The organism is Mycobacterium sp. VKM Ac-1816D, assembly GCF_000416385.1.
GTDB lineage: Bacteria > Actinomycetota > Actinomycetes > Mycobacteriales > Mycobacteriaceae > Mycobacterium > Mycobacterium neoaurum_A.
In genome coordinates, this window is sequence record NZ_AOHQ01000141.1 from 47,683 (window position 1) to 64,117 (window position 16,435).

The 16,435-nt window shown below is 65.0% G+C and carries 15 protein-coding genes; 8 read left to right on the top strand and 7 right to left on the bottom strand.

Going from position 1 to position 16,435, the window contains the following annotated elements; all coding sequences use genetic code 11:
• Positions 1–8: 8 nt before the first annotated feature.
• Genes G154_RS20645 through G154_RS20655 form a run of 3 tightly spaced genes read right to left on the bottom strand, consistent with a single transcriptional unit; the run spans position 9 to position 4,374 of the window.
• Entirely contained in the window at positions 9–1,079 is a 1,071-nt protein-coding gene (locus G154_RS20645; RefSeq protein ID WP_019511693.1) for a phosphotransferase family protein, read from the bottom strand.
• On the bottom strand, positions 1,076–2,758 hold the full coding sequence (locus G154_RS20650; RefSeq protein ID WP_019511694.1) for an acyl-CoA synthetase: 1,683 nt from the start codon (positions 2,756–2,758) through the stop codon (positions 1,076–1,078). Before G154_RS20650 ends, G154_RS20645 begins: the two co-directional genes overlap by 4 nt.
• Before the next feature lie 38 nt (positions 2,759–2,796).
• Positions 2,797–4,374, bottom strand: coding sequence for an FAD-dependent oxidoreductase (locus G154_RS20655; protein WP_023985161.1), 1,578 nt, complete (start codon positions 4,372–4,374; stop codon positions 2,797–2,799).
• Between the two features lie 254 nt (positions 4,375–4,628).
• Here G154_RS20655 and G154_RS20660 point away from each other — a divergent pair, with 254 nt between their 5' ends.
• Genes G154_RS20660 through G154_RS20670 form a run of 3 tightly spaced genes read left to right on the top strand, consistent with a single transcriptional unit; the run spans position 4,629 to position 8,270 of the window.
• A complete protein-coding gene (locus G154_RS20660; protein ID WP_162181520.1) occupies positions 4,629–5,288 on the top strand; it encodes a TetR/AcrR family transcriptional regulator in 660 nt (219 codons plus the stop codon).
• Positions 5,289–5,340: 52 nt separating this feature from the next.
• Positions 5,341–7,242 (top strand): NAD(P)/FAD-dependent oxidoreductase, encoded by a 1,902-nt coding sequence (locus G154_RS20665; protein WP_019511698.1) that lies wholly within the window; start codon positions 5,341–5,343, stop codon positions 7,240–7,242.
• Between the two features lie 2 nt (positions 7,243–7,244).
• Positions 7,245–8,270: an alcohol dehydrogenase catalytic domain-containing protein gene (locus tag G154_RS20670; RefSeq protein WP_023985160.1), complete on the top strand. Its 1,026-nt coding sequence runs from the start codon at positions 7,245–7,247 to the stop codon at positions 8,268–8,270.
• A 381-nt stretch (positions 8,271–8,651) separates the two neighbouring features.
• Here the strand turns inward: G154_RS20670 and G154_RS20675 are convergent, their stop codons facing one another.
• Entirely contained in the window at positions 8,652–10,202 is a 1,551-nt protein-coding gene (locus G154_RS20675) for an FAD-dependent monooxygenase (RefSeq protein ID WP_019511700.1), read from the bottom strand.
• A gap of 21 nt (positions 10,203–10,223) precedes the next feature.
• The gene (locus G154_RS20680; RefSeq protein ID WP_019511701.1) at positions 10,224–10,664 is read right to left on the bottom strand and encodes a MarR family winged helix-turn-helix transcriptional regulator; all 441 of its coding nucleotides are present in this window, start codon (positions 10,662–10,664) and stop codon (positions 10,224–10,226) included.
• A gap of 111 nt (positions 10,665–10,775) precedes the next feature.
• Between G154_RS20680 and G154_RS20685 the strand changes: the two genes are divergently transcribed.
• Complete coding sequence (locus tag G154_RS20685) at positions 10,776–11,180, top strand: organic hydroperoxide resistance protein (RefSeq protein ID WP_031601276.1); 405 nt, start codon at positions 10,776–10,778, stop codon at positions 11,178–11,180.
• 52 nt (positions 11,181–11,232) lie between these two features.
• On the opposite strand, the gene G154_RS20690 is transcribed toward G154_RS20685, so the two are convergent.
• Both G154_RS20690 and G154_RS20695 read right to left on the bottom strand, forming a co-directional pair.
• Positions 11,233–12,246 carry an agmatine/peptidylarginine deiminase gene (locus tag G154_RS20690; RefSeq protein ID WP_031601275.1) on the bottom strand — a complete coding sequence of 338 codons (1,014 nt, stop codon included), beginning with the start codon at positions 12,244–12,246 and terminating at the stop codon, positions 11,233–11,235.
• Positions 12,243–13,223 carry a nitrilase-related carbon-nitrogen hydrolase gene (locus G154_RS20695; protein ID WP_019511704.1) on the bottom strand — a complete coding sequence of 327 codons (981 nt, stop codon included), beginning with the start codon at positions 13,221–13,223 and terminating at the stop codon, positions 12,243–12,245. The genes G154_RS20690 and G154_RS20695 overlap by 4 nt, the downstream gene beginning before the upstream one ends.
• 136 nt (positions 13,224–13,359) lie before the next feature.
• Between G154_RS20695 and G154_RS20700 the strand changes: the two genes are divergently transcribed.
• The 4 genes from G154_RS20700 (at position 13,360) to G154_RS20715 (ending at position 16,405) form a co-directional block, all read left to right on the top strand.
• On the top strand, positions 13,360–13,896 hold the full coding sequence (locus G154_RS20700) for a TetR/AcrR family transcriptional regulator C-terminal domain-containing protein (protein ID WP_187697587.1): 537 nt from the start codon (positions 13,360–13,362) through the stop codon (positions 13,894–13,896).
• A gap of 116 nt (positions 13,897–14,012) precedes the next feature.
• Positions 14,013–14,960 (top strand): ABC transporter substrate-binding protein, encoded by a 948-nt coding sequence (locus tag G154_RS20705; protein WP_023985157.1) that lies wholly within the window; start codon positions 14,013–14,015, stop codon positions 14,958–14,960.
• A 12-nt stretch (positions 14,961–14,972) separates the two neighbouring features.
• Entirely contained in the window at positions 14,973–15,659 is a 687-nt protein-coding gene (locus G154_RS20710) for a queuosine precursor transporter (protein WP_019511707.1), read from the top strand.
• A gap of 86 nt (positions 15,660–15,745) precedes the next feature.
• A complete protein-coding gene (locus G154_RS20715) occupies positions 15,746–16,405 on the top strand; it encodes an allophanate hydrolase subunit 1 (RefSeq protein ID WP_019511708.1) in 660 nt (219 codons plus the stop codon).
• The last annotated feature ends 30 nt before the right edge of the window (positions 16,406–16,435 follow it).

Consider the following 16,435-nt stretch of genomic DNA (forward strand, 5'->3'; position numbering starts at 1 on the left):
GCGGTTGGTCATGAGCGGCGCTCGATGAGGTCGAGCGTGCCGAGGTCTCTGATGGCTGCGCACCCGCGTGCCAGCATCGCCAGCACCATGTCGTCGCCGCGTTCGGTGGCAGCGGAGAAGGCGAATCCAAGCATGGTCAACAGCGGGATCTGAAGCATGCCGATGCGGTAGTCATCCCAGCACGCGCCTACGTCGTAACCGGTGACGCCGTGGCTGCACAGCCGGCGGTGATACGCCGTGACGAGATCCGCTTCGAAGCCGGCCCTCTCGGCCACCGGAAAGCTCGTCGCGATGAAGTACGCCAGGTCACGCGCCGGCAACCCGACCGCGAGTGTCTGCCAGTCCACCACAGTCACCCGGGTGCATCCTGGATCGAACAACAGGTTGTCCAGACGGTAGTCCCCATGGAGAAGAGCAAAGCGGTTCGGTTCAAGACGAAGCCACGCCGACACGAGCGTGACCGCCCGGTCGATGGTCAGGAGGTCCTCGGGCGATATCCGGGCCCCTAGTCGCTCCGTGGTGGTGTCGGCGGCGAACCGCGCCAGATCACCCATTCCGCGGGCGATGTCGGCATCCGCACGCGGCATCGTCGTGCCCCCGAAGTCCAGCCACGCGGGATCACACCAACGCGGACCGTGGAGGCCGGCAAGAGCCTCGACTGCCAACGCAGCCTCGGTTGCGGAGCAACCGTGGATCTGGTCACCTTGAACAGCCGGTGCCAGATCGGCCATGAGCATCACGAAGTCGACGCCCTCGTTCGCAATGTCGATGTGATAGCAGTGCGGTGTCGGCACCGCGACGGTCGCCGCAACCTCCGTGTAGAACGCATGCTCAGATCGGTATCCCAGCGCAACCCGTTGCCGCACTTCGGGATCCTGCGACGGCAACTTGACGACGTAGCTCGACGGCAGCTGATCGCCACCTCGGGTGTACGTCACCGCGACACGGTAGGTCGCCCCGGTCTGGCCGGTTCCGACGGGGGTCACCGTTGCAGTGTCGACCACTGGCTCGGTGCTCACCGAACGCAGTGCACCGGACATCCAGGCCGGCGTGATCTCGCTCGGCTGTAGCGGAATCATGCGATCTCCGACGGTGTCGACTCGGGCAGCTGGGCACTGGTTCGGATAGCCAGTTCTCTGGCCCAGCGGTAGTCGGCCTTCCCTGCCGGGGATCGTACGATGGTGGAAGTTCGGATGAAAGACTTCGGAATCTTGTAGCGCGCAAGCCGTTCGGAGCATGTGGCAGCCAACTCCTGGTCGGTCGCCTCTACACCGTCGATCAGCTGGACGATGGCCACGACCTCCTGGCCCCAACGCGGACAGGGCCGTCCCACGACTACGACGTCGTACACCGCGTCGTGCGCACACAGAGCCCGCTCGACCTCTTCGACGAAGACCTTTTCTCCTCCCGTATTGATGGTCAGTGAATCACGGCCGAGCAGAACGATATGGCCATCGGAGCGATATTCGGCTCGGTCGCCCGGCAGGGACCATCGCACCCCGTCGATCGTCGGATAGGTCGCCGAAGTCTTGGCCGGATCACCAAGGTATCCAAGCGGTATGAACCCTCGTTGAGCCAGCCACCCTTGCCCGCCGCCGGGGGCGAGAACCCTCTCGCGATCAGGCGATATCACTGCAGTCGCATCCGACGGAGAGAAGCCCGTCGCCTCGGCGACTTCGGCGGTGGACAACCTGTTCATCTGAGTGCCGGTCTCCGACGACCCGATCACGTCGACAAGCGCAACGTGCGGCAGTGCCGCCAGAATGCGGTCCCGGACGGTGGGCGAGAGCGGCGCCCCACCATTGGTGATGGTGAGGAGTGTCCTCAGATCGTGACCCCCAGTCTCGATCTCGTCGATCAGCGGGCGAGCGACCGCGTCACCCACCACCGGGATTCCGGTGATTCCGAGTTGATCGACCAGACGCAGCGCCTTGGCCGGATCAAGTGTGCGGACATCATCGGGTAGCGCGATCCAACCTCCCATGGTCATGAGATAGAACGTCGCCCATTGTCCGGCACCGTGCATGAACGGAGCCACCATCAACAGTGACAATGCGCCTGGTGCCTGCCGGACGCGAGCCTGTAGCGCTTCCAGGCTTTCCAAGGCAGGTCCACCTCCCAGAGGTCGGCCGCCCATGGAGGACATGAAGATATCGTGCTGGCGCCACAACACGCCTTTGGGCATGCCTGTGGTGCCGCCGGTGTAGATGATGAACAGGTCCTCACCGGAAGGAGCCGGCATGGCGGTCGAGGGTGGCGCCGTATGGACGATGGTCTCGAAGTCGACCGCACCTTCGAGAAGAGGATGTCCGGAATCATCCGGCACCTGGATGAGGAACTTCACCTCAGGTAAGCGATCACGGATCTCGGCGACTCGTGGTGCGAACTCCGCGCCGTAGACCAGCACGGTGGCACGCGCATCGCGTAACAGGTAGATCAGTTCCTCGCCGGTGTAACGGAAATTGACGTTGAACGGTGCGACACGCGCACGGTATGCACCGAGCATGGTCTCCAGATACTGGTTGCTGTTCCGCAGGTAGATCCCGAGGTGGTCCTGCCCGGATTCGTAACCCTGCAGCCCGCGGCGCTCGATGTGACAACCCACGCCCAGGCTGTGGAGATAGTGCGCAACGCCGTCGACACGAATATCGGTGGCGGCATAGGTGAACCGCTCACCACGCCAGTGCAGGAAACAGTAATCCGGTATCGCGGCGGCAACCGCGCGGAACACACTGGACAGATCGAATTCAAAGCTCACCGCGACCTACTTCCTGCCCTGGATCGACCCATCTTCGATCACGATCCCGCCGTCACCGACGCGGACCGCAGTTGCGGGATTCCGATGAACTTGACCCGTGGGCGGTCGACTGCCGCGCCGCGTCGTCGCTCGGCGGCGTCGATATTGCGCCAACCCGACCAATCCACCGGTTGCGCACCGTTTTCACGCAGCGCCGCACTGAGGGACTCGGGCCCAGCGATGTCACGGGTCAGCTTGCCGTCGCAGTGATCACGCCAGAGCGTATCGACGGTCTGTTCTGCACACGTGCGGTTGCTACCGATGACGCCGCGCGGGCCGCGCTTGATCCAGCCTGCGACATAGCTACCCGGGCTGTCCTGCACGCGGCCGTCCTCGTTGGGCACGACCCCAGCGACATCGTCGAACGGGAGGCCGGGCACCGGCACCCCGCGATAGCCGATCGAACGCAACACCAATGATGTGTCCAACACTTCGTTGGCGCCGTCCCGTTCGACACGCAGTCCGGACACTCTTCCGTCACCGATGATCTCTACCGGTGATGTGTTGAAACGGAGGATGATTCGTCTGTTGCCCGGAGCGGTGGGCCGCGCCGCATACTCCCTGGCGATGTCCAGCTTCAAGGTGGCCCAGAGGTCGGTGTCCCCGGTCGAATCCTGCACCGGTCCGTCTATGGTCACATCGACTCCGTCGAGCTCCCCGAGCGCGAGGAACTCGCCTACCGAGAAGGCGGCATCCGCGATGCCCCGTCGCCCCAGGACCACGACCTCACGGATCGTGCTGTCCCGCAGTGCGTCCAATGCGTGATCCGCGATATCGGTGCGACCGAGTGCAACGGAGTCCAGCAGCATCATCCGTGCGATATCGAGCGCGACATTACCGTTGCCGATGATCACCGCACGTTCGCCGTCGAGGACGAACCCACCGTCCGCGTAATCGGGATGGCCGTTGTACCAGCCGACGAAGTCGGCGGCGGGGTGGCTGCCGGGCAGGTCCTCACCGGCAATCCCGAGCGGCCTGCTGGTGGCCGCGCCCACGGCGTAGATCACCGCGTGGTGATGGTCGAGCACCTGGTCGTGACTCAAGTCTTTACCGATCTCCACGCCAAGGTGGCACCCGAACCTGGGGTTGACGAAGGTTCTATCGAAGATGTCGACCACCGATTTGGTGTGTTGATGATCTGGTGCGACACCGGCCCGAATCAGGCCGAACGGGGTGGGTAACCGCTCGAAGAGGTTGACCCGCACTCCGTCGATCGCCATGAGTTCAGCCGCGGCGTAACACGCCGCCGGACCGGCGCCGACTATCGCCACCGTCAACTCGCCGTCTGCAACCTGTCGCGATGGTCGCTGCGGCGTGGTGTCCGGCTCCAGCGGATGGCGCTGGAAGTACTCGGCGTTGATCTCGCGGAACCGTGCCTGCGCAGCGGGCACATCCTCCTCGTAGTAGATCGCATCGACCGGGCATTCGTCGAAGCAGGCGCCGCAGTCGATGCACGACTCGGGGTCGATATAGAGCATGTCGGCGGCCGACGCATCGACCGGACGAATGCAGTCCACCGGGCAGACCGGCACACAACTGGCGTCCTTGCAGCAATTCTGCGTGATGACGTACGCCACGACCCCTCCCCTCGACCTCACGGTCATCGGACTACATCCACTCGATTAGCTGGACAGGTGTCCATTATTATATGATCCGTTATCGTTTAACAAGCGTCCACCGATTGTGCCTGTTTTGTCGCATCTTTCCGGCGGGTAACGTCCACGACCAACGAAGCGGACACAACTGTCGGACGGTCGATAGGGGCATATCGTTGGACACCTGTCCACCACGGTTTCAACGGATGGATGGCTACGATCTACAGGGAGACCGCGTGGCGCTGAGGCCAGACGACGAGGAGGCGTACCACTATCACGTCGCTTCGCTGCCCGAAGAAGAACTGACCACCGAACGTCAGCGCGAACGCCGATCCCGAATACTCGACGCCGCCGTGTCTGTCGCGGGTGCCGGCGGATATGACCGCGTCCACATGCGCACCATCGCCGACGAAGCAGGTGTCGCGATGGGCACGCTCTATCATTACTTTCCGTCGAAGGTTCATCTTCTCGTGATGGCCTTGGAACGGGAGTTGATCCGATTCGACGAATTTCTGAGCGCGGATCTGTCCGCCATCGACGACCCGATATCGAGACTCCGGTTGTCGGTCTGGAGCCTGATCAACGCCATGGAACACTCCGACCGAGTGACACACTCGCTCACCCATGCCTATGTCGCGTCTCATGTGGTGGCTTCCGTGGAAGCCGAGATGATCCGCAGACAGACGGCGATCATGTTCATACACGTCATGGCCCAGGGTTACTCCGCCGAGATGAACACCTTCGCCGCCATCGCAGACCTCATCACCGACGTGTGGACTTCAGAGGTACTCGCGTTGGTCCAGGGCCGAAGGACGTTCTCCGAGATGCGCTCCAGATTGGGCCATGCCATCGACATCGTGGGGCGCAGCGCCGAGCGCCGACCGAGTCGAGGGTGAAGCATCACCACACCCTTGCCTCATTCCGCAACCCGCCGTAGCGTAACCAGCTGTGACCCGCAGCTTCCACACCGGCCGGCCCTTCGAGACCCCCGAAGCCGATATCGCCGCGGCATTGGAGCAGGTCAGCATTCCTACGCTGCTGCTGTCACTCGTTCACATCACCGGCGACCCGCGTTTCATCCGCGACTACAAGCAGGCCGGACTGTTCCTCAATGAGGTACAGGGTTTCATGTCCGAGGAGGACAAGGACCGTGCTCGCACCGAGGCCCTTCCCGTCATCACTGCATACCGCGACGCCGGGTGCCCGGTGCCGGAACCCCTTTCGCCGGAACTGATCCGACAGATGCTCGACTGGGCAGCCTGTGAGCACGTCGGCGAGGACAACCTGCCGCTGGTACTCGAGGAGCTCGACCTCGACGGGATCGACCCACGGCGACCGCATGCGCTCGAGGACACCGGGGACTTCCATGTCATCGTCATCGGCTGCGGTGAGTCCGGCATCCTGGCCGGCGTGCGGCTCAGGCAGGCCGGCATCGGCTTCACCATCCTGGAGAAGAACAGCGGACCGGGCGGAACATGGTGGGAGAACAGCTATCCCGGTGCTCGTGTCGATGTAGCCAACCATTTCTACTGTTACAGCTTCGAACCCAGCAATCACTGGCAGCACTTCTTCGCCGAACAGCCCGAACTGCGGCAGTACTTCACCGATGTCGTGGACCGCCACGAACTCGGCCCGCACATCCGCTTCGGCACCGAGGTCCGGCAGGTGAGCTGGGATGGTGATCGCTGGAACGTCACCACCGGCGACGGCCAAAGCTTCGCCGCCAACGCCATCATCACCGCCGTCGGACAACTCAACCGTCCCAAGATCCCGGACTTCCCTGGCGCCGACACGTTCACCGGGCCGTCATTCCATTCCGCTGCCTGGGATCACGGCGTCGACATCACTGGAAAGCGCGTTGCCCTGATCGGCGCCGGGGCCAGCGGATTCCAGATCGCCCCAGCAATCGCCGACAACGTCGCACGCCTCAACGTCTTTCAGCGCACCGCCCAGTGGATGTTTCCCAATCCCATGTACCACGAGCCCGTGGCCGAAGGCGTGCACTGGGCAATGGAACACCTGCCCTACTACGGCCGCTGGTATCGCTTCCTACTGCTCTGGCCGGGCGCGGACAAAGGTCTGGATGCCGCGCTGGTCGACCCCGACTACCGAGACCAGAGCAATGCCGTCAGCGAGATCAACGCCATCGCGCGCATCATGTTCACCGACTGGATCACCAACCAGGTCGGAGATGATCCAGACCTGCTGGCCAAGGTGTTACCCGACTACCCGGCCACCGGCAAGCGCACCCTGCAGGACAACGGCAGTTGGTTGAGCACACTCAAACGCGACCATGTCGAGCTCATCAGGACCCCGATCGAGCGCATCACCGAGACGGGCGTGGTCACCGCCGACGGCACCACCCATGAGGCGGACATCATCGTGTACGCCACCGGTTTCCGCGCCACCGACGTGTTGTTCCCGATCACCGTCACCGGCCGCGACGGCCTCGACCTGCACGCGGTGTGGGGCACCCGACCGTATGCCTACCGCAGCATCACCGTCCCGGGCTTTCCCAACTTCTTCATGACCTACGGTCCGGGCGCCCACCTGGCGCACGGCGGCAGTCTGATCCTGAACTCCGAGTTGCAGATGCGCTATATCAACCAATGCTTGGAGCACCTGATCACCGCCGACTTGCGATGCATCGAACCACTACCCGATCCGACCGCCGAATGGCACAGGCGGTCTCAGGAAGAGATCCGCAAGACCGTCTGGGCTCACCCATCGATCACCCACTCGTACTTCAAGAATGACGACGGTGAGATCCACACCGTCAGCCCCTGGCGCCTGAGCACCTATCACGCTGCCGTGCGCGAACCCATCTGGTCGGACTTCCGGGAGGAATGAGCATGCGTTCAGTGGTGGTCGACGCCGAAGGCACCGTCAGCGTCCAGAGCCGTCCCGACCCGCTCCTGCCTGGCGCCGACGGTGCCATCATCGCCGTCGAGGCGGCCGCGATCTGCGGGTCAGACCTGCACTTCCTGGAAGGCCACTACCCGCTCGCCGAACCCGTAGCGCTCGGCCACGAGGCGATCGGGACCATCGTCGAAACCGGCTCGGAGGTAGCCGGTTTCAACGTGGGCGACCGGGTATTGGTCTCCTCGGTGGCTGGGTGCGGACGATGCTCGGGTTGTGCCACCCGCGACCCCATCCGCTGCGTGCTCGGTCCCCAGATCTTCGGATCCGGCGGGCTCGGCGGTGCACAGTCGGAGTTGCTCGCGGTGCCCGCCGCCGACTTCCAGTTACTCAAGATGCCCGAGTCGATCAGCACCGAGCAGGCCTTGCTACTGACAGACAACCTGGCCACCGGATGGGCGGCAGCCTTGCGCGCCGACATCCCGGTCGGCGGCACCGTCGCGGTGATCGGCCTCGGCGCGGTCGGCATGTGCGCGCTGCGCAGCGCGCTGACCCTCGGCGCAGCCACTGTGTACGCGGTCGATCCGGTGCAGACGCGCCGCGACCGCGCGGCCGCATGGGGTGCGGTTGCTGTGGATTCGCCTGCTGTGCAATATATTCGGGAAGCTACCGGTGGGCTGGGCGCCGATGCCGTGATCGACGCCGTCGGCACGGACGCCACCATCAGCGATGCCATCGACAGCGTGCGCACCGGGGGTACGGTGTCGATCGTGGGCGTACACGATCTGCAGCCCTACCCGCTGCCCGCGCTGGCCTGCCTGATCCGCAGCCTCACCATCCGGCTGACCACCGCCCCGGTGCAACAGACCTGGCCCGCACTCATCCCGCTGTTACAGGCCGGCCGGCTCGACGTCGACGGCATCTTCACCACCACATTGCCTTTGAACGATGCCGCCGCCGGATACGCGGTGGCGATGGCACGGTCGGAGGACCATCTGAAGGTGCAGTTGATCCCCTGAGTCGTCCGCGGCCGTCCACAAGTTCGAAGCGTACGTGGCTCCCACGAGATATCCGGTGAGCCCGGGTCGGTGACCCAGTCACCGAGAGGTTCTACAGCCCCGACGAGGCCTGTGCGAACCATCGTGCCCGAAGGGCATTGTGCTGGCCTTTGCGAAAGGTTGGGTCCGGTATGTAGCCACCCATCATCTGCGACTCCACTCCGAACACACCGCCGCCTTGAGACCATGTCCGACCAAAGTTACTGCGTACCTTGATAACTACACAGTGAAACGCGTGCATGGTGTTACCGGCGAAGGCGGCGTCGCCGGTCCCGCCAGGTCGAACACCCCGGGCTCGCGCATGCCGAAAGGCGGTTCGACTCCGATCGAGGGCCGCGGACGCTAGACGAACGTCCGCTTCAGGTACCCCACGAGCGCGTCAGCATCCACCGCGCCGGAATAGCCCAGATGCCCGTCAGGACGCACCACGATGGCTGCAGGTCCGTCGACACCGTAAGCCGCGGCGAATTCGCCGATTTCGTCGCGCACCAACGGCAGCACGGTGGCCTCGACAGCCGCATCGGGGTGAGCGACAACGTACACATCGAGAAGCCCGTGCGCAGCACGCTCGGCGGCCTCGGCTGCGTTCTCCAGCTCCTCGAAACCTGTTGCTGGGTCGGCATACAACAGCAGAGTGTGTCGGGTGCCCACCAACAGAGTGAACAGGCGCAACGGCTCGGCCTCGGCCGCTCGGGTCAACCCACGCGCATCGGGTGCCCGGCGGCCGGCACCGGCGGCCACGATGGGACTGTCCGCGTAGCTCACCAGCAGTTGCGCCTCCCGGCGGATGACGAAGTCGGGATCGGTCGAGTCGGCGCCGATCCCCTCCCGCGCGCTGCGCACGGTACGTCCGACCACCTCCTCACCGATGGGTCGACGCTCCGCGTCGTAGCTGTCGAGAAGCCCGTCCGCCGCATCACGGGTCACGGCCAACGCCAGCTTCCATGCCAGGTTGTAGGCGTCCTGAATTCCGGTGTTCATTCCTTGCGCACCGGTGGGCGGGTGGATGTGCGCGGCGTCGCCGGCGACGAAGACCCGGCCGCGGCCGTAGGCGTCCACGATGCGGTGGCTGATCCGAAACACTGAGGACCACCGCATGTTCCGAGCTGTGGTCGGCTCCGGTGACAACCGATCCAACACCGCCTGGATGTGGTGTAGCTCCGGCGTGCCCTCACCGAAGCCGTGCTGCACCCCACCCTGGGTGGACAGCTCGGGCGGCACCAGCATCGACATCCGATAGCGTCCCCGCCCGGGCAGCGGTATGCACACCAGAATGTCGTCGACCTTGCCCTCGGAGTTGTGCATGGATCGCACCGCGTAACCGGGCGGTAGCGTCCAGTCCACCTCGACATCGGCGAGCATGTATTGCTCTTCGAAGGCGGCGCCTTCGAAATTCAGGCCGAGCGTCTTGCGGACGATCGAGTGTGCGCCGTCGGCACCGATCAGATATTGCGCCCGAACGGGTGTCGCGTTGTCGAGCATGGCGGTGACACCGTCGGAGTCCTGTTCGAAACCGGTCAACCGGACGCCGCGTTCGATGCGCACACCGCGGGCCGTGAGCTCCCGGCGCAACACCCGCTCCGTGCTGTACTGGGGTATGCCGATGAAGCGAAACGGCACATCGTCGGGAAGCGTCAGCTCGATGTCACCGACCCGTTCACCGTTGAGGTAGGCGATCTGCCCGCGAAAATGCACCGCCGCATCGAGGATCTGGCGCACTATCCCCATCCGCTCGAACACTTCGAGGGTCCGTGGTTGAACACCAACAGCTTTGGCGTACCGGGGCGGTTCGAGTAGCGGATCGATGATCCGCACGGCCACACCGCGGCGGGCCAGTTCGATGGCGGCGGTCAGTCCGATCGGGCCGGCGCCCGCAATCAGTACGTCGGTCACGCCCGAGATTATGCCCGAGCGTCAGTTTTCGCGGACGTGCGATCGTAGATTGTCTCGCAACTTCACCATGCCCTTCTGGATGGCGCGCAGTTCGTCGGGCTCCAAACCGGTGGCGGCTATCAGATCCATTTCCACGCCTTGCTCCCGTAGCGCGCGGCCGGTATCGGTCAGACTGACCAGCACCTGGCGCTCGTCATCTGCCGAACGTTCCCGAGTGAGGTAACCGGCGCCCTCGAGTCGCTTCAGTATCGGAGTGAGGGTGTTTGACTCCAGGAAGAGCTTCTCACCGAGGCCGCTGACGGTCTGGTGATCCTTTTCCCACAGGGAAACGATCACCAGGTATTGGGTGTAGGTGATACCGGCTTTGTCGAGGAGCGGTTTGTACGCTTTTCCGTAGGCGAGGTTCGCCGAGTACACGGCGAAACACAGGAAATCCGAGAGCTGGGGAAGCTGCGGCTTCATATGCCGATTCTAGCGCGCGCGATTGAATCGGGAATGAAGTAAATCTCGGTCGAGTTGCACCGATCAGCCGAAGCGAAAGCACAGGCCGCCGAACCCTCGAAGGAGAAGACCATGTCCGTCGTCTACACCGCCTCAACCCACACCACCGGCGGCCGCCAGGGCGAGTCCTACAGCTCTGACGGCAATCTGGACATCCAACTCACCGCGCCGGGCGCCGAGGGCACCGGCACCAACCCCGAGCAACTGTTCGCCGCCGGCTGGTCGGCCTGCTATCTGAGCGCCATGGGACTGGTTGCCGGACAGCACAAGGTGAAGCTGCCCGCACAGACCGCTGTCGACGCAGAGGTGGACCTGGTGAACGCTGACGGCGGGTTCTCGCTGCAGGCGCGTCTCAACGTCAGCATCCCGGGTGTGGACCCAGAGACCGCACGCCAGATCGTCGACGGCGCACACGAGGTATGCCCCTACTCGAAAGCCACCCGCGGCAACATCACGGTGACCATCAACCTGGTCTGACCCGCAGCCCAGCGGCCTGGGGCGCCCGACGTGTCCCAGGCCGTCCGGGTGCTCAGCGCGGGGAGGGCTGCTGCTGTGTGATGCAATGGATTCCGCCGCCGCGGGCGAACAGCGGCCGGGCATCCACCGACACCACCCGGCGGCCCGGGTACTGCTCGGTGAGGATGGCGGCGGCTTCGCGGTCGCGGGGATCACCGAACGCGCAGGCGATCACCCCGCCGTTGACCACGAGGTGGTTGATGTAGCTGTAGTCGACGAAGCCTTCGCCATCGGTGAGGACCGTCGGGGCCGGTATCTCGACGATCTCGAAGCGCTCGCCGAGTGAATGCCGAATTTTGTGACATACCGCGGCATCCGGGTGGTTGTCGTCGGTCTGGGCATGCACGAGGAGGCGACCGGGCTCGGCGAATGTCGCGACGATATCGACATGCCCGCGCGTACCGAAGCGCTGCGAATCCCTGGTGAGGCCCATCGGTAGCCAGACCACGGCGGTGGCCCCGATGGTGCGCGACAATTCGCTCTCGACATCGGCCTTCGTCAGATCAGGATTGCGGCCGGGGTCGAGTTGCACTGTCTCGGTGACCAGTACGGTCCCACATCCGTCGACATGGATGCCGCCGCCCTCGTTCACCAGCGGGGAAGAGACCAATGGCACGCCGGCCAGTTCGGCCACCACCGCACCGACCTTGCAGTCGCGGTCCCAGCGCGCCCAGTCCTGGCCGCCCCAGCCGTTGAACACCCAATCCACCGCGGCGACCGAACCGTCGTCGGTATGCACGAAAGTCGGCCCGATATCGCGCATCCAGGCGTCGTCGAGTGGGACCTCGACTGTCTGGATGTCCTGCGACAGATAGCGTTTCGCGACGTCGACCTCGTCGGGGTCGACCAGCATGGTGACCGGTTCGAACTCTGCGATGGCGTGTGCGACGGCCGCCCACGTCGACCGTGCCTCGTGCTGTTCATCGGCGGTATCGCCCAGGGAGTATCCGGCGGATGGGAAGGCCATCCACACCCGGTCCTGGGTGGCACCCTCGGCAGGCATCATGTAGGTCGGCCGATTACTCATTTGACCACCGCCGTGGCTGAGTGCCCCGCGCCGTAGGGGTGCGCGACATCCACCGGCGCGGTCAGCGCGCCATAGCTGTCCGGTCGGCGCGTCAGCAGGAACGGGAAGAGCTCCAGCCAGTCACGCCGTTGATCGAGGTCCAGATCGGCGATCAGTACCGCCTCCTCGTCACGGGGCGCCGACACCAGCACCCGACCATATGGGTCGGAGATGAACGATGACCCGTAGAACGACAGGGCGCCCTCGTTCCCGGTCCGGTTGGGCACCACCATGAACAGTCCGTTGCTGATGCCGTGCCCGACGATCACATGCCGCCACAGCGGCTGGGTGTCGAACGCGGGGAACACAGGTTCGGATCCGATGGCGGTCGGATAGACGACGATCTCGGCGCCGCCGAGCGCGTAGCTCCGCGCGACCTCGGGGAACCATTCGTCCCAGCAGGTCGGCAGGCCCACCCGCGCACCGAGACCCTCCGGCGCGTACACCGGGTACGCGTCCTCGGCCGGTCCCTGACGGAAGTAGGTGTCCTCGTAGTAGCCCGCCGAGATCGGAATATGCATCTTGCGGGTACGCCCGACCAAGTCGCCCGCCGGCGAGACCAGGATCGCGGTGTTGAAACCGAGACCGTCGGCGTCTGGCGCCTTTTCGTACAGCGAGGCGTGCACGAAGATCCCGTGCCGCCGGGCCGCCTCGGCGGCCATCGAGAAGGTCGGGCCGTCCAGCAGGTTCTCGGCAGAGTCACCGGGATTCGCACCGGCCCGGGTGTCGGCGGGATAGCGCAACAGGGTGATCTCGGGCAGGAACACCGCGGTCGCACCGGCGTCAGCGGCACGGGCGATGCCGTCGTCGAGCACCCCGATCAGCTCGGCGGCATCGGCGCGCCACCGGTGCTGCACCAGTGCGACGCGCACCGGCAGCCGTCGCGACTCGGCGGTCCGGGACAACGGTTCAGCGGGCTCGGCGGTGAGAACGAGCATGTCGACGCTCCTAAAACGAATGAGTTTCGTTTATTGTGGGATGCGGAGAAGCCGTTGTAAAGAGCCGAAGGGAAATCGATCAGTGGGACGACCCAGGGTGGCGATTCTGTCGACCGACCGGATCGCTGGTGCCGCAATGGATCTGGTCGAGAGCACCGGCGGTTTCACCATCCCCGAATTGGCCCGCTCACTCAAGGTGAGCCCGTCCTCGTTGTACAACCACGTCACCGGGCGCGAGCAGATCATCGAACTGCTCCGCGAAAAGGCCATGAGCGCAGTGACGCTTCCCGACACCGACGGACCATGGATCGACGTCGTCGCCGACATCATGCGTTCCTACCGTCGCAGCTACGCCCGCTACCCGAGGCTGATCCCCTTACTGACCGCCTACCCGGTCGCCAGCACGCACGCCGTCGCGATGTACAACGCGCTGGCACAGACGCTCACCGCTGCCGGGTTCAGCGCTCCCGACACCCTGCGCGCCATCACGCTCATCGACTCCTTCGTCCTCGGCTCTGCGCTGGATGCCGCAGCGCCCGATGCGCCGTGGGGGTCCAGCCCCGACGTCAGCCCGCAACTCGCGGCCGCGCTGGCAGCCGGATCGGGCCCGGACCGCGCGGAGGACGCCTTCGAGTTCGGTCTGGCGGTGCTGCTGCGCGGGCTGGCCCCGTAGCCGGTCGGCTGGTGGGAACCTTCGCGGTGTCATCGCCGCGACGGTGCGCGAACTCTCCACCGCACCGGCGTGTCATCGTGCAGACACGCACGCTCGCCGGGAAGTACGCTCACGGCGTGCCGACACCCTGGTCCCGGCGAGGTTTCCTGCTGGCGCTTGCCGCCGGATCGGCGGCTGCAGCCGCTGCCTGCAGCTCCGAGCAACGGCCCGGCGCGGTTGCCGATGACGGGTCGGTCACCATCCGGCACGCATTCGGCGAAACCCGAGTACCCGCGCCACCGACCCGCGTGGTCAGCGCCGGGCTCACCGGCCAGGATTGCCTGATGGCCGTCGGCGTTACCCCCGTCGGGGTGACCGAATGGTTCGGCGGGCAGCCGTTCGCCACCTGGCCATGGGCGCTCCCGGCGCTCGGCGCCGCCCGACCAGCGGTGCTCAACCTCGACAACGGTATCGACGTGGACGCCATCGCGACGCTCGACCCCGATCTGATCATCGCCACCAACGCCGGCCTGGACCGCGACACCTATGACCGGCTGTCCGACGTCGCGCCGACGATCGCCCAGTCCGGGACGCAGGCCTTCTTCGAACCGTGGAAGGACCAGGCCGCAGCCATCGGTGCCGCGGTGTTCAAACACGACGAGATGACCCGGCTGATCGCCGACGTCGACACCCGGTTCACGACCGTGGGTACCGAAAACCCCCAGTTCAAGGACAAACGCGCGCTGCTCTTGCAGGGCAGCCTCGAGGGCGGGGACGTCGTGGTCACGCCACCGGGCTGGCGCACCGAGTTCTTGACCCAGCTCGGTTTCACCGTGGCCGACACCGACGCCACCGTTCCGCGCGACCGGATGGCGCAGGTCCTCGGCGCGGCCGATGTGCTCATCTGGTGTGCCGACGACGCCGAGACTGCGGTGCTGACAGCGGACCCCATCATCGCCGAACGGGGGGCCCGCAACGTCTTCACCGGCCGCGACCTGGCCGCGGCGATCGCCTTCAGCTCGCCGTTGTCGCTGCCCGCGGTCGCCGACCAGCTCCCGGCCATGCTCAGGCCCGCGCTGGCCTGACAAGATATCCGGGTGAGCAGTCCGAACGACACCCAGCACGGCCCGTCCTACGCACAGGTCGGTTCGGCCTACTATCCGATCTTCGTAGCGGTTTTCACCGCACTGGTGATCATCTCCAACGTCACTGCCACCAAGGGCGTCGAGTTCGGCCCGATCATCACCGACGGCGGGTTCATCGTCTTCCCGCTGACCTATGTGATCGGCGACGTACTGTCCGAGGTCTACGGATTCAAGGCGGCCCGGCGCGCGATCCTCACCGGTTTTGCGATGAATGCCCTTGCCGCCGCCGCCTTCTGGGCAACCGTGTACCTACCCGCCGCTGATTTCTACCCGAACCAAGAACACCTGGAGAACATCGTCAGCGCCTACACCGGGCTGATCATCGCCGGCATGGCCGGGTTTCTCGTCGGGCAGACTCTCAATGCCTGGTCGCTGGTGCTCATCAAGGAACGGACCAAGGAGAAGCATCTCTGGGCACGCCTTGTCGGGTCGACCTTCGTCGGGCAGCTCGGTGACACCGTCGTGTTCTGCGCCATCGCGGCCAGCGTCATCGGTATCACCTCGTTCAGCGATTTCTTGATCTACACCGCGCAGGGTTGGTTCTACAAGACCATCGTCGAGGTGGTGCTGCTGCCCGTCACCTACCGGGTGATCGCAATGGTCAAGCGCCGCGAACCGACCTATCAGCCGGTCGCGTGAACGAGCGTATGAACCTTTGTTAAGGCTCCTCTGGCAAACCCCTCAGACACGTCGAACGTCACGTTACCCGGCGGTAGCTTCGGTAGATGACGGTGACGACGGAAGTCCACGTGCCCGGTGATCTGGGCACCGTTCGCGATTACGGCGATCAGGCGCTGCTGCTCGAGTTCGACGGCACCGCGGCGGTATTGGCCTGGACCGACACTCTGAAGAGCGCCGGGCTGCCCGGCGTCCTCGACATCGTGCCCGCCTCCCGGACGATCCTGGTGAAGTTGGCGGGCCCACGGTATCTGGCCCCCACCCGGCAACGGCTCAAAGCCCTGCGCCTGCAGCGTCCCGTCGATGAGTACGGTAAGGCGGCCCAACCCGACGTTGTGATCGGTGTGACCTATGACGGTGCCGACCTGGCCGAGGTCGCCGAGCTGACAGGTCTGAGTACCGCCGAGGTGGTCGCCGCCCATACCGACACCCTCTGGCAGGTCGGATTCGGCGGTTTCGCACCGGGATTCGCCTATCTGATCGGCGGCGACCCCAGATTACGAGTCCCCCGCCGGGCCGAACCACGGACCCGGGTTCCGGCCGGATCAGTCGGTCTGGCAGGCGAATTCAGCGGGGTATACCCTCGCGAGTCGCCCGGTGGCTGGCAGCTGATCGGGCGCACGTCGACGGTCCTGTTCGACGTCACCCGCGACCGGCCCGCCCTGCTCACGCCGGGGATGACCGTCGCGTTCCGGGCGGATTCATGAGCGACGCTTGCGGAGCGAATCGACAAACAC